11 protein-coding genes are annotated in these 14592 nt (G+C 36.4%); 7 read left to right on the forward strand and 4 right to left on the reverse strand.

Annotated features, from left to right (window positions below; all coding sequences use genetic code 11):
- The first annotated feature begins 129 nt into the window (after positions 1–129).
- The 5 genes from QLQ95_RS23105 to fucP all read left to right on the forward strand — a co-directional run bounded on the left by QLQ95_RS23105 (position 130) and on the right by fucP (position 5694).
- On the forward strand, positions 130–1269 hold the full coding sequence (locus QLQ95_RS23105) for a CaiB/BaiF CoA transferase family protein (RefSeq protein ID WP_482501903.1): 1140 nt from the start codon (positions 130–132) through the stop codon (positions 1267–1269).
- Positions 1269–2525, forward strand: coding sequence for an extracellular solute-binding protein (locus QLQ95_RS23110; RefSeq protein ID WP_482501904.1), 1257 nt, complete (start codon positions 1269–1271; stop codon positions 2523–2525). Before QLQ95_RS23105 ends, QLQ95_RS23110 begins: the two co-directional genes overlap by 1 nt.
- Positions 2526–2558: 33 nt before the next feature.
- Complete coding sequence (locus QLQ95_RS23115) at positions 2559–3632, forward strand: Gfo/Idh/MocA family protein (RefSeq protein WP_482501905.1); 1074 nt, start codon at positions 2559–2561, stop codon at positions 3630–3632.
- 96 nt (positions 3633–3728) lie between these two features.
- Positions 3729–4172 (forward strand): MaoC/PaaZ C-terminal domain-containing protein, encoded by a 444-nt coding sequence (locus tag QLQ95_RS23120; protein ID WP_482501906.1) that lies wholly within the window; start codon positions 3729–3731, stop codon positions 4170–4172.
- A gap of 217 nt (positions 4173–4389) precedes the next feature.
- Entirely contained in the window at positions 4390–5694 is a 1305-nt protein-coding gene (gene fucP, locus QLQ95_RS23125; protein ID WP_320493785.1) for an L-fucose:H+ symporter permease, read from the forward strand.
- Between the two features lie 412 nt (positions 5695–6106).
- Here fucP and QLQ95_RS23130 read toward each other — a convergent pair whose 3' ends face one another.
- From QLQ95_RS23130 to QLQ95_RS23145, 4 genes are all read right to left on the reverse strand, one after another.
- Complete coding sequence (locus QLQ95_RS23130) at positions 6107–6607, reverse strand: hypothetical protein (protein WP_095930713.1); 501 nt, start codon at positions 6605–6607, stop codon at positions 6107–6109.
- A gap of 180 nt (positions 6608–6787) precedes the next feature.
- On the reverse strand, positions 6788–8194 hold the full coding sequence (locus tag QLQ95_RS23135; protein ID WP_482501907.1) for an efflux transporter outer membrane subunit: 1407 nt from the start codon (positions 8192–8194) through the stop codon (positions 6788–6790).
- Between the two features lie 18 nt (positions 8195–8212).
- Positions 8213–11383: an efflux RND transporter permease subunit gene (locus QLQ95_RS23140; RefSeq protein WP_095930715.1), complete on the reverse strand. Its 3171-nt coding sequence runs from the start codon at positions 11381–11383 to the stop codon at positions 8213–8215.
- A 5-nt stretch (positions 11384–11388) separates the two neighbouring features.
- Positions 11389–12543 carry an efflux RND transporter periplasmic adaptor subunit gene (locus tag QLQ95_RS23145; protein WP_095930716.1) on the reverse strand — a complete coding sequence of 385 codons (1155 nt, stop codon included), beginning with the start codon at positions 12541–12543 and terminating at the stop codon, positions 11389–11391.
- A gap of 265 nt (positions 12544–12808) precedes the next feature.
- On the opposite strand from QLQ95_RS23145, the gene QLQ95_RS23150 reads away from it, so the two are divergent.
- Positions 12809–13858 (forward strand): sensor histidine kinase, encoded by a 1050-nt coding sequence (locus tag QLQ95_RS23150; RefSeq protein ID WP_095930717.1) that lies wholly within the window; start codon positions 12809–12811, stop codon positions 13856–13858.
- Positions 13855–14586, forward strand: a complete 732-nt coding sequence (locus QLQ95_RS23155; protein ID WP_095930718.1) for a LytR/AlgR family response regulator transcription factor — start codon at positions 13855–13857, stop codon at positions 14584–14586. The genes QLQ95_RS23150 and QLQ95_RS23155 overlap by 4 nt, the downstream gene beginning before the upstream one ends.
- The last annotated feature ends 6 nt before the right edge of the window (positions 14587–14592 follow it).

The raw sequence follows: 14592 nt of genomic DNA on the forward strand, positions 1-14592 counted from the left end.
CATGAAAAAATCTATGCGCTAAAAGTATTTCACGCAGATTTAAAAAGATTTTAGCAGATCAAATTAGATTTTTAATTGTTGAATAAAAACGATTAAACACATAACCGATTAAACGGTTAAACAAAAAAAATGAAACCATTAGAAGATTATTTAATTGTAGATTTCAGTCAGTTTCTTTCGGGGCCGTCAGCGAGTTTGCGTCTGGCCGATTTGGGAGCGCGCGTGATAAAAATTGAAAAACCGGGAACGGGAGATATCTGCCGTACTTTATATACTTCTGATTTGATTATGAATGGCGAATCGTCAGTTTTTCATACCATCAACAGAAACAAAGAATCTTTTGCTATTGATTTTAAACAAACAGAAGAGCTTCAAAAACTAAAAAAATTATTAGCCAAAGCTGATGTTGTGATGCATAATTTCAGACCCGGCGTGATGGAACGCATTGGTTTGAGTTATGATGACGTAAAAAGCATTAATCCAAATGTGATTTATGGATCTATTTCAGGTTTTGGACAACATCCCGATTTGAAAGATTTGCCGGGACAAGATTTGCTTTTACAATCTTTAACGGCACTAACTTGGTTAAGCGGCAATCAAGAAGATGGTCCAGTTCCAATGGGATTATCAATTGTGGATATGCTTGCGGGAGCGCATTTAGCACAGGGAATTTTGGCCGCTTTATATAGAAAAGCAACTCATAATATTGGCGCACAATTACAAGTCAGTATGCTAGAATCGGCATTTGATTTTCAGTTTGAAACGATTACTACTTTCTTTAATGACGGAGGTGAATTGCCTATTCGAACCAAAACCAATAACGCACACGCCTATTTGGGCGCGCCATACGGAATTTACAAAACCAAAAACGGTTATTTAGCGCTTGCAATGGGATCAATTCCTGTTTTGGCTTCTCTGCTAAAATGTGATGCTTTATTGGCTTTTCCTGAAAATAAATTTACACTTAGAGACGAAATCAAAAATATTCTTGCGGATCATTTGCAAACGCAGGAAACACAGTTTTGGTTAGATATTTTAGAGCCCGCAGACATTTGGTGTGCAGGAGTTTTAAACTATCAGCAGCTATTTGCTGAAGATGGATTTAAGGTTTTAAATTTTACGCAGCAAGTCGAAATGCTTGACGGTTATACGTATAAAACTACACGCTGTCCGATAAAAATTGACGGTGAATATCTGACTTCTGGAAAAGGTTCGCCGAAACTGGGTCAAGACAACGAGAAAATTATTAAAGAATTTATAGACTGTTAATGGAAAAAATTAGAATCGCCGTTCGTAAATTCGATCCTTTCGAAAGTACACTTCGAAAATTATGGGATGCATTTTCACTTCAAAACAATATAAAAATGGAAGCGGAAATGGTTGCATTGGAACTTCATGATTTATATGAAACCACAATTTCAGATAAAGGTTTAAAAGAAGGAAAATGGGATATCGCTCATATCAATACCGATTGGATTTTTGATGCTACAAACGAGAATGCGGTTCTTAATTTGTTTTCGTTAATTGGAGAAAATCCACCAGAAAATTATCCTTTCGGATGGCATAAATCGCTTTTGCATTTGCAGAAACTAAGTAACGGCATTTTCGGACTTCCATTTCACGACGGGCCGGAATGTCTGATTTACCGAAAAGATTTATTCGAAAACGAAACAGAAAAAGAGAATTTTAAAAAACAGTTTGGTTACCAACTTGCTACACCAAAAACATGGCAGGAATTCGCAGAAATAGCCACATTTTTTAATCGTCCCGAACAAAATTTATACGGTGCTGTTTTTGCCAATTATCCCGACGGACACAATATGGTTTTCGACTTCTGTCTGCAATTATGGACACGCGGCGGTTCTTTATTAAACAAAAAAAATCAGATTGACATTCATAATGAAGCAGCGATAAAAGCATTGGATTTTTATCGAAAAATGGTCAATGACAAAAATGCGGTTCATCCAAAATCGAGAGAATTTGGTTCGGTTGAAGCAGGTTTGGCTTTCGCCGAAGGACAAGCGGCAATGGCTATCAACTGGTTCGGATTTGCTTCTATGGCAGAAGTTATAGAAGAATCGAAAGTCAAAGGAAAAATCGATATCACTTCTCTCCCATCCGATCCTGGTCATAAAACGGCTTCTTTAAATGTATATTGGCTGTATACCATTGGTTCTGGAAGCAAACATAAAAAATTGGCTTATGATTTTTTACGTTTTGCCACAACGCCAGAAAGTGACAAATTATTGACCACAGAAGGCGGAATCGGATGTAGAAAATCAACTTGGAAAGATGCAGAAATTAATACTTTAATTCCGTTTTATCATAAACTGGAAATGCTTCATGAAAATGCATTGACACTGCCTCAAACGCCAATCTGGCCAAAAGTTGCTGAACTTGTTGACGGCGCAGTTTTAAAAGCTATTGAAACCGATATTTCATCGGCAATACTTTTAGAGGAAACTCAGAAAAAAATTAGAGAATTAAGTCAAGGAACAACATTACACGGCTCTGTCAAAAATTAAACTTGACAGGCTTAATTTCAAAATATAGAACAAATGAATATTCCCTATAAACCTTTACTTCCCCAAACAGAACAGCCCATTGTGATTATTGGAGCGAGCGGTATTGTAAAAGATGCACATCTTCCTGCTTACGAAATGGCTGGTTTTAAAGTTTTTGGTATTACCAATAGAACCATCTCAAAGGCATACGATTTACAGAAACAATTCAAAATCGATCATGTTTTTGAAAGTGTTGCCGACGCAGTTAAAAATGCGCCTTCAAATGCTGTTTACGATATTACCGTTTTACCTGATCAATACATCGAAATTTTAGAACAATTGCCTGACGGCGCTGCGGTTTTGATTCAGAAACCAATGGGAAATGATTTGGCTCAGGCACGCGAAATTGTAGAAGTATGTGAAAGAAAAAATCTGGTTGCTGCCATCAACTTCCAACTGCGTTTTGCTTCTTTTGTAAGCGCTGCAAGATATTTAATCGATCAGGGAATTATTGGCGAATTATACGATTTAGAATTCAAAGTTACCGTAAATACCCCTTGGGAATTGTTTCCTTTAATTAAAGAACACCCAAGATTGGAGATTCTTTTTCACAGTGTGCATTATATTGACTGCATTCGATCTTTTCTGGGAAATCCTAAAAGCGTAATGGCAAAAACAGCCAAACATCCGCTTAAAAAATTATCTTCAAGCCGATCTACTATTATTTTAGATTATGGCGAAGATAAACATGTTGTGATTAATACGAATCATGATCATCATTTTGGTCCAAAACACGAAGAAAGCTACATCAAATGGGAAGGAACAAAGGGCGCTGTTAAAGCAAAAATGGGCTTGTTAATGAACTATCCTGACGGTTTACCGGACGTTTTTGAGTACGCGCTGCCAAAAAAAGATAACGAAAATGAATACGAATGGACTGAAGTAAAACTGGAAGGTTCTTGGTTTCCAGAAGCTTTTATTGGTGCAATGTCCAATCTGATGCGTTACAAAGAAGGTTCTGACTCAACATTATCTGCAAGTGTTCAGGATGTTTTAGGCACAATGAAGGTTGTAGAAGCTTGTTATGTAAGCAGTAAAAATGGCGGCATTTCTTTTGATGAAGTGTAATTAAAACACTATATTTCAAAACCAAAAAAAATAAATTTAAGCCTTCTTCAAAACAAACGTATTTTTAAAGTAAGGCCGACAAAAAATATCTATAATATGTATTTTAAATCGACTTTTTTCGAAGATTATCAAATCGACGACAAACGAATAACTTTAGGCAGAACAATAACAGAAACTGACTTCGTAGTTCACGCCGGACACACGGGAGATTTCTTCCCGCACCACATGGACGAAGAATGGTGCAAAACACAACCATTCGGACAAAGAATTGCACACGGAACCATGGTTTTTGCCATCGGAATCGGACTAACAGCTTCAGAAATAAACCCCGAAGCTTTTTCTAGAGGTTACGACAAAATGCGATTTGTAAAACCTGTTCATATCGGCGACACCATCCATTCTGAAATTACGATTTCTGAAAAAGGAGAAGCCAAAAATCCAGAAATGGGAACTGTAACAGAACATGTAGAAATCATTAACCAGCGCGGTGAAGTCGTTTTGGTATGCGATCATCTATTGCTTGTGAAGAAAAGGTCCTAAGACACTAAGATTCTAAGGTGCTAAGTTTTTAAATACTTTGCGACTTTGCGTCTTTGCGAGACTAAAAAAAGACTGCTTAAAAATAATCTCGCAAAGACGCAAAGAAAAAATAAAAATACTTTGAGTCTTAGTGCCTTCGTGGCAAAAGAAAAAAACTTAGAATCTCAGCACCTCAGAACCTTAGCACCTATAAAAAAATAACTAAAAAACTATCTAAATGCAAATTACAAACCAAGCCGGCGATCAACACGAAGTGCCGACAGAAGGCGGAAAAGGAAATCAGTACCTTTTGCCTTTTATTCTCGTTACATGCCTATTTTTTCTTTGGGGAATGGCCCACAATTTAGATTCTGTTTTGATTCCACACTTGAAAAAAGCGTGCGAATTAAACAATCGCCAATCTACTCTAATTGATACCTCCGTATTTTTTGCTTATTTTATTATGGCGATTCCAGCGGGAATGCTGATTAAAAGGTTTGGCTATAAAAACAGTATTATTACAGGATTGTTAGTTTTTGCTGTTGGAGCCTTTTTATTTGTTCCTGCCGCTAATACCAGAACTTACGAATTATTTTTATTCGCTCTATTCGTAATTGGCTGTGGATTAACCATTTTAGAAACTAGCGCAAATCCTTATGCGGCGATTTTAGGGCCAGCAGAATCTTCTTCTAAAAGACTAAATTTAGCAGCTTCTTTCAACGGATTGGCAGCCATGGTTGCTCCTATTGTAGGTTCGTTGTTTATTCTTTCAGGAACCAATCATACGCCAGAACAAATGGCAGCAATGCCTGAGGCTGAAAAAGCGGCCTATTTATTAGGCGAAGCGGCTTCTGTAAAAATGCCATACATCGTTTTGGGAAGCATTTTGGTTTTGGTTGCTATAATATTTTACTTTGTACAACTGCCTTCAATGAAAGCTACTCATACAGAAGCTGAAATTAAACCAGGTTTTTTCTCTGTTTTAAAATTCAGACATTTAAGCTGGGGAGTTGCGGCTCAATTTTTTTATGTGGGTGCTCAGGTTTGTATCACAAGTTTCTTTATTCGTATCGCACAGCAAGGTGCTGGGTTAGACGAAAAAACGGCTGGATATTACTTAGGAATCTATGGTTTCCTTTTTATGGCGGGACGTTTTATTGGAACATTCTTTTTACGTTTCGTAAAAGATTACGTTTTATTGTCAATCTACTGCGTAATGAGCGTTTTACTATGCCTAGTAGCGATTTACGGTTCTGGAATTGTAGTTATTTATGCTCTTGGAGGAATTGGGTTCTTTATGTCAATTATGTTCCCTACGATTTTCTCTTTAGGAATTAAAGGCTTAAAATCGAATACAGAAACAGGTTCTTCTTGGTTGGTAATGTCGATCGTTGGAGGTGCCATTATTCCGTACGGAATGGGAACTTTAATCGACATGAATCATGACGATATTCAATCAGGATATATTATCCCATTAGTCTGTTTCTTGATTATTCTTTCTTTTGGGGCTTTTGGACATAAGGTGAAAGCAGTTTCTGAATAGTTTTTTTTTGCCACAGATTATTGGGGTTAAAAAGGATTTTTTTATAGCCACTACCCGAGCGATAGCGAACAGGCGAAGCAATTGCACGAATTAACACGAATTTTTATTTTTAAAATATCAATTGCCTCCAGCTTTAGCTGGAGGTTTTTTGTTTGGTGTAAATAAAACATACATCCAAATAAAGCTCCGGAGGAGCGAAATATTTATAGCAAATAAATAATCCCTGCACAAGGAAAAAGCTCCAGAGGAGCGACATATTTATAGCACCGGAGAAGCAACAAAACACACAATACTTTTCCCGCGGTTGAAACCGCGGGCTATATCTAAAATATATAAACGATATATTTTATTTCCTTATGGTATAAAATCAAAAACGCCTCCCATTGGAGGCGTTTTCTTTTAGTCATGTTTATTAATGGTTTTTGCCATTACCGTGATCGTGGTTCTTGTCTGACTTTTGTTTGGAGTTATTATTTCCTTTGTTTTTTCCTTTATTGTCTTTATCATTTCCGTAATGATTTCCGTTGTTGCCTTTTGGTTTTTCTCCTCTATTTTTTTGAGGTTTTCCGTGGTAACCTTTCGGATATTCGGCTCTATGTTTTGTGTGATAGTAATAAGGAGAATCTCCTCTGTAATCAGTCAAAACTACTTTGTATCCTGAATATAAATCATAACTTCTATATCTTGACGGAAGTCTTTTTTCGCGCATCCATTTTCCGCCATTATCGTAAATAAATACGCTCTGATTTACATCATAATATACATCAATGTCTGGTAGGTAATAATACCTGCTGTCGTCATAACCTTGTGGCCCCCAATTAGGCGGTGTTCCGATGTTTACATTTACAGATACCTGTGCTTGAGCAAAAAATGCACTCATAAAAAGCACTGAGGCGAATACTAACTTTTTCATGTCTTTAGAATTTAAATGTTAATCTTAATAGATAATAATCGAAAGTAATGCCAAAAATTTGCGTGTTAAGCATTCATTATACAAAATTACTAAAGTAATCGACGAAGAGTGCTTTTTAAACGATATACATTTCAAAAAAACGTCTCAAAAAATTGAGACGTTTTTTATCATTATAAACAATTATTTCCAACCACCACCCAACGCTCTGTACAAATTAATAACAGCTTGCAATTTTTGAAGATTATCATTAACTCCGCTTAATTGCGCTGCTAAAAGATTTTGCTGTGATGTTAATACATCTGTATAGTTAGTTGCAGAACTATATTCTAAAAGTTCTTGCGTAAAGTCTACTGCTTTTTCTAAAGCTGCAATTTGTTTCGCTCTAGAATCTTCTTTTTCAACAGCCATTTGATACGCATACAAGGCATTTGAAACTTCCTGACCTGCTACTAAAAGACTTTGCTGGAAATTATTGTATGCTTGTAATTGTTGTGACTGCGCTGTAGTCAATCTCATTTTATTTAAGCCATTATTGAATAAAGGCTGTGTTAATCCTCCAATAATCGAATAAAAAATAGAATGGCTGAAGAAATCATTCAATTCTAAATTTGAAAATCCTGTGCTTGCGGTAAGCGTCAGACTTGGATAAAAATACGTTTTAGCCAAATTAGTCGATTCAAAAGCAACTCTGAAATTAAATTCCGCTTGACGGACATCTGGACGATTATTCAATAACTGAGCAGGCATTCCGATTGCAATTTTTTCAGGAATAATCTGTGTTCCTAAAACGCCTCTATCAATTGGCCCAGGCCCTTGTCCAAGTAAAATATTTAGAGCATTTTCGGTTTCACGAATGCTTTGCTTCAAGTCTGGAATTAAAACTTCTGCCGCATGCTGATTGGCTTCACTCTGAACAACCGCTGCACCTGTAACAATTGCTCCTTCTTTTAAAGCTTTAATCGTTTCAACGTTTTCGATACGGGTTTTTAACGTTTCTTCCGTAATTCTTAGCGATTCATCATACGATAATAACAAGAAGTAATTATTGGCAATATCGGCGATCAACTGCGTTTGAACTGCTTGTTTTGCAGCATCAGAAGCTAAATAGGTTGCCAAAGCGGCTCTTTTAGAACTGCTTAATTTTCCCCAGACATCAATTTCCCAAGAACTGCTTACACCTAATTTATAAGTTGTAGTCAGGGTATTAATATTGATTCCTGCTGGAAAGTTTAATCCTGCCTGAGATTGTTTATTGTGCGTTACATTCGCATCCAATTGCAATGACGGGTAATAAGCCAATTTACTCTGGCGTAAAGAAGCTCTTGCCTGAACAATATTCTCAATTGCATTTTTCAGATTTAGATTCTGTTCTAATCCTTTTTGAATTAAAGCATTCAGTTTTTCATCTTTAAAAACGGTATTCCAAGGCATATCTGCAATTGTAGTTGAATCTGTAGAAGATTCATCGCGATACAATTGATCTGTTTTTAAAGTAGTGGGGCGTTCGTATTTCTTGGTAACAGAGCACGCACTAATCAGTGCGGCTGTTATTACCAGTAGAATATATTTATTTGAACTATTCGTCATTTTTCTTGTAATTAAATTTTACTCTTTGTGAGCTTCTATTAAATGAATTTCGTCTTCATCGTCATCGTCATCATCATAACCATCTTTCGCTGGACCGCTTATTTTTTCTTGCAAGTTTTGGAAAATGATAAACAGAACCGGAATAACAAATACTCCCAAAATAGTTCCAATTAACATACCTCCAACGGCTCCAGTACCAATCGATTTATTACCAACAGCTCCAGCTCCAGAAGCAAACATTAAGGGAACCAATCCTAAAATAAAGGCAAATGATGTCATCAAAATTGGACGCAAACGCGCTACAGCTCCTTCAATTGCAGATTGTACAACTGGCAATCCTTTACGCCTTCTGTCCAAAGCAAATTCGACAATCAAAATACCATTCTTCGCCAGAAGTCCGATAAGCATGATTAAGGAAATCTGCAGGTAAATATTACTATTTAATTTGAAAATAATCGAAAACAAATAGGCTCCTGCCAGTCCAAACGGAATTGATAATAATACGGCAAATGGCAGAATGTAACTTTCGTACTGTGCACTCAACAAGAAATAAACGAAAACCAAACATAAAATAAAGATGAAAATCGTCTCACTTCCTGATGCTAATTCCTCACGCGTTAAACCCGAGAATTCGTAACCATAACCTGCAGGAAGATTCTCTGCCGCTACTTCCTGAATTGCTTTAATTGCATCTCCAGAACTGTAACCTGGTTTTGGCGCTCCTGTAATCGAGATTGAAGTAAATAAGTTAAATCTCGAAATAGATTCTGGTCCAAAAACTCTTGTCATTTTTACAAACTCGGTAATTGGCGCCATGTTTCCTGCGCTATTACGAACGAATATCTTGTTCAATCCTTCAGTATTCGCTCTAAATTCTGGCGCTGCCTGAACCATTACACGATATTGTTTTCCGAATTTGTTGAAATTCGAAGCGTACAATCCTCCATAATAACCTTGCATGGTTGACAGAATCGTATTGATAGAAACTCCCGCATCTTTCGCTTTCGCTAAATTAATATCCATCATATACTGAGGGAAACCAGGGTTAAACGGCGTTGTTGCATATTGAATTTCTGGACGCTCAGATAATTTAGCTAAGAATTCATTATTCACTTTATAGAACTCAGAAGTCGTGTGTCCACCTTTATCCTGCAATTGGAATTCAAATCCACCACTTTGTCCAAAACCTTGAATGGTTGGAGGCGAAATAAAGAATATACTTGCCTCACGAATACCGCTTGTTTTAGCAAAAAGCTGTCCGATTACATCATCAACGCTAAGATCACGCTGATCCCAAGGATATAATTTTACAATAACCATACTGTAGGCACTACCAGCTCCAGCGGTAAAGTTCTGCCCCACAATACGAAGTGTATTTTTAACGCCTGGAATTGTCTTTGCAATACTATCTACTCTTTTTGCAATAATATCTGAACGTTCCATCGAAGCTGATGGCGGCAAACTAATGTTAGCAAAAACAGTTCCCTGATCCTCTGAAGGAACGAAAGCTGAAGGCGTAGTTTTCATCATATAAACCAATGCCGCACCAGCAACTATAATAGAACCTAATGCAATCCATTTTTTTACAGAAAGGAAACTTACTGAACGTTTGTATCTAGCGGTAACGTTATCGAACGCCACGTTAAATGAAGTATAGAAACGCTGTAAATAACTTTTATGTTTATGATCGTCAGCATGCGGTTTCAATAAAAGCGCACACAAAGCCGGACTCAAAGTCAAGGCATTTACTGCCGAAAGAATAATCGCAACGGCCAGTGTAATACCAAACTGTTTGTAGAAAACCCCTGTAGATCCTCCAATAAAAGTTACCGGAATAAATACCGCGGCCATTACCAATGTAATCGAAATAATTGCTCCGGAGATTTCGTCCATCGCATGAATTGTAGCTTTTTTAGCCGATTTATATCCGTGATCGAGTTTGGCGTGAACGGCCTCGACGACGACAATCGCATCATCGACCACAATACCAATGGCAAGAACCATCGCAAAAAGCGTCAATAAGTTGATCGTAAATCCGAATAAATTCAGGAAGAAAAACGTTCCCACAATCGCAACCGGAACTGCAATTGCCGGAATTAAAGTTGATCTAAAATCTTGAAGGAAAATAAACACCACGATGAAAACCAATATAAAGGCTTCAACCAAAGTATGAATTACTTTTTCGATAGAAGCATCCAAGTTTTCGTTAACGTCCACCATAATAGTGTACTTCATTCCTTTTGGAAAACTTTTTGCCGCTTCTTCAATCAATTTTTTAGAATTGATAATTACATCACGAGCATTAGATCCAGGCGTCTGGCTAATTGCCATCGCAGCCGATTCTACACCGTTTGTTTTAATTGTTGACGAATAACTTAAAGATCCCAATTCTACTTTAGCCACATCTTTAAGTCTCAGCATCTGTCCATTCCCAACAGATTTTATAACAATGTCTCCAAATTCCTCAGCACTTGTTAAACGTCCTTTATATTTAATTACATATTGAAATGCCTGATTTCCATTTTCACCAAATTTACCTGGTGCCGCTTCGATATTTTGTTCGGCTAAAGCTGCCGAAATATCACTTGGAATCAGTTTATATTGTTGCATTACATCTGGTTTCAGCCAGATTCTCATCGAGTAATCTTTTGCACCAAAAACGGTTACATCTCCTACCCCAACAACACGCTGAATTTGCGGTACAAGGTTAATCTTTGCATAGTTTTGAAGAAACGTCTGATCGTAAGCTTTATCATCACTGTATAAAGAGAAAATCAATAAGTTACTACTCTGACTTTTGGTTACTGTAACCCCTGCTTGAGTTACCTCTACTGGTAATAAACTTGTTGCTCTAGAAACCCTGTTCTGAACGTTTACCGCTGCTAAGTCTGGATTGGTACCTACTTTAAAGAAAACTTTAATAGAAGCATTACCATCATTGGTTGCTGTAGAAGTCATGTAAGTCATGTTTTCTACACCATTAATTTGTTCTTCCAACGGAATAACGATACTTTTCAGTACCACGTCAGCATTGGCTCCTGTATAGCTAGCTGCAACGTTTACAGTTGGAGGCGCAATATCTGGATATTGCGATATCGGTAACTCAATTAGGCCTAAAACACCTAAGATGACGATAATAATAGATATTACCGTCGAGAGTACGGGTCTTTGTATAAATTTTTTAAACATTTTTTTTATTTTAAATCGGCGTAAACTGCTTCTTGGCTTTGATTATTAGGTTTAATTTCAGTTCCTTCTTTTAATGAGGCTACTCCTTCTAATACAATTTCATCTCCAGGATTTAAACCGCTTGAAACTACATAATAATTACCTGCTGAATTGTCAAGTACTGTGATATTGGCATTTCTTGTTTTCTTGTCTTTACCTACAACTACTGCAAACATTTTATCTTGTAGTTCAAAAGTGGCACTTTGAGGAATAATCAAAGCTTCTTTTACATCCGTCGGAATACGAACTGTTGTACTGCTTCCGCTTCTGATAATTCCTTTTGGATTTGCGAAACGTGCTCTAACGTTTACCGTACCAGTTTCTGTATTGATTAATCCGTTTACCGTTTCGATATTTCCTTTTTGATCGTATAATGAACCATCAGAAAGCAATAAAGAAACTGCTGGCATACTTTTGATTTTTTGATTTAACGAACCTCCTGCATCTTTAGTAAAACTTAGCAGTGCTTTTTCATTCATTGCAAAATAAGCGTACACGTTACCAATGCTTGAAACTGTAGTTAAAGGTTCTGCAGTATTAGAACTTACCAAACTTCCTAAACGGAAAGGAATTGATCCTACAACTCCATTTACTGGACTTGTAACTGTTGTATATCCTAAATTAACTTTAGCATTTACTAAAGCAGCATTTGCTTGCGCTAAAGAGGCCAAAGCTGACTCGTAAGTATATTGAGCCGATTCTAAATCGTATTTGCTGATAATTCCTTTTTCAACCAATGGCTTCACTTTATTTACAGCCAATTTTGCTGTACTTACCTCTGCTTGAGCACTTTTAATGCTTGCTGTTGCAGTACGAACTTGCTGCTCATATTCTGGAGCACTGATTTTAAACAATGGCTGCCCCGCTTTTACCACTGCTCCTTCATCAACAAAAATCTTATCGATGTATCCTTCAACTCTTGGGCGGATTTCTATATTTTGCTGTCCTTGTATACTAGCCGGAAAATCGCTGTTTAACGTAGCTGATTCTGGCTGTAATGTAACAGTCTTATATTCTTTAATCTGCGGAGCTCCTCCGGCTTGTGCCGATTTGTCATTTTTACCGCAAGAAGCGATAATAAGTGATGCTGCAAGAATGCTTAAAAATGATTGCTTATTCATCTTGAAAAATGTGTAATTATCTATTATATGACAACAAAAGAACTAAAATATAACATGCAAAAATTTTCAAATAGACGAAGAGCCCGATATAATCGATAAAGGTTAGATGACAACCGATGGATTTTTTTTAAATATTAAACAAGTGTTTAATTTTTATCCCGTCGGCTCTAAAATGCTTTTTAGAGACTCTAAATCGGGGTTTAGCGATTGCCCGATTTTCATATTCAAATAAAATGTAATATTGCCCTAAAAATCACAAATTATAATGGCACCGAACTTTTTTAGACCTTATTTATTTACTGGACTACACATTCTTGGCTGGTCTCTATTAGGGTATCTTATGCTGTTTTATATTCCACTGACTTGGAATGTTGTGCTTCCGCAAGCATTCTGGCTTTGGCAGAGTATTATATTGTTTTTATTAATGATTCTTTTTTATTCTACGGCAAAAAAAATAGTTCCAAAAACCATCATTAAAGACAATACTTCGGCATTTTTAATTTGGGCATTTGCTGCGATTATTGCCATGCAATTAATTGCCTATTTTTATACCTCACAAACCGATCTTCATACTCAAATTAGCAAGGCTATCGGCTTTAAAAAATATAAAAATCCGTATTTTGATAATTACGTATTTACTTTGACATTATTGGTTTTAGGAATAAGCACCAGTTGGGCAATGCTAACGCATTGGCAAAAAGCAGCACAGCATAAACAGAAACTGGAACAAGACAAAACAATGGCAGAATTGGCCATGCTGAAAGCGCAAATTAATCCGCATTTTTTCTTTAACTCTTTGAATAGCATTTATTCCTTGACTTATACTGATATCGAAGATTCTAGAAATGCGCTACATACTTTAAGCCGAATGATGCGTTACTTGCTTTACAGCACAGAAGGCGAACGAACTACATTGCTTAAAGAAGTAGAATTCTTAAAAGATTTTATCGCTTTGATGAAACTTCGTGCCAATAGCAAATTGACTATTACCACAGAAATCCCCGAAAAACTGCACGATTATCCAATTGTTCCGATGTTATTACTACCTTTAGTAGAAAATGCGTTTAAACACGGTGTTCATGCAACCGATAAAAGTGAAATACACATTAAACTTTCGCAAAATAATACACATCTAGAATTTGAAGTAGAAAATACTTTTTTCGAAAAAACATCGGTTTCAGATGAAGGCGGAATTGGTTTAACCAACACCAAACGCAGATTGCAATTGATTTATCCAAATCAGCATTATATATCTTTTGGAGTTACCGATCACGGAACATATAACATTAAACTCAAAATAACTTTAGAGCAATGACCGTATTAAAATGTATAGCAGTAGATGATGAACCATTGGCTTTAAAACTGGTAGAAACGTTTATACAGCAGACTCCTTTTTTAGAATTAATAACAACTTGCGATAATGCTGTAGACGCAATGGGCATCATTAGAGAAACAAAACCCGATTTGGTTTTCTTAGACATTAATATGCCTAATTTGACTGGAATGGAATTAGCAAGACTTCTTCAAGATCAAGCTGGACCACTGCCTAAAATCGTTTTTACAACAGCTTACAATCATTATGCAATTGAAGGCTATCGCGTAAACGCTGTAGATTATCTTTTAAAACCTTTCAGTTACGAAGAATTTCTACGTGCTTCAAGCAAAGTTTTGCAATTAACCGAAGAAGCCAATAATACCTTTACAACAATTGCTGCAGATGACGAATTTATCTTCCTGAAAGTAGAATACCAATGGGTTAGAATTTCTCTAAAAGACATCACTTACATCGAAAGTTTAAAAGATTACGTAAAAGTACATCTTGAAGATTCTCAAAAAGCTTTAATGTCTCTTATTTCGCTTAAAGCATTAGAAGAAAAACTTCCATCATCAAAATTTATGCGTGTTCATCGTTCGTTTATTGTTTCGCTTGACAAAATAAGTGCTATTAGTAAAAACTCCATTTTTATAGATAAAATAGAAATCACAGTCGGCGAACAATACAAAGAAGCTTTTAAAACATTGGTCGAAAAGTGGCTAAAATAAAATTAG

This window comes from Flavobacterium sp. B330r (assembly GCF_056824325.1).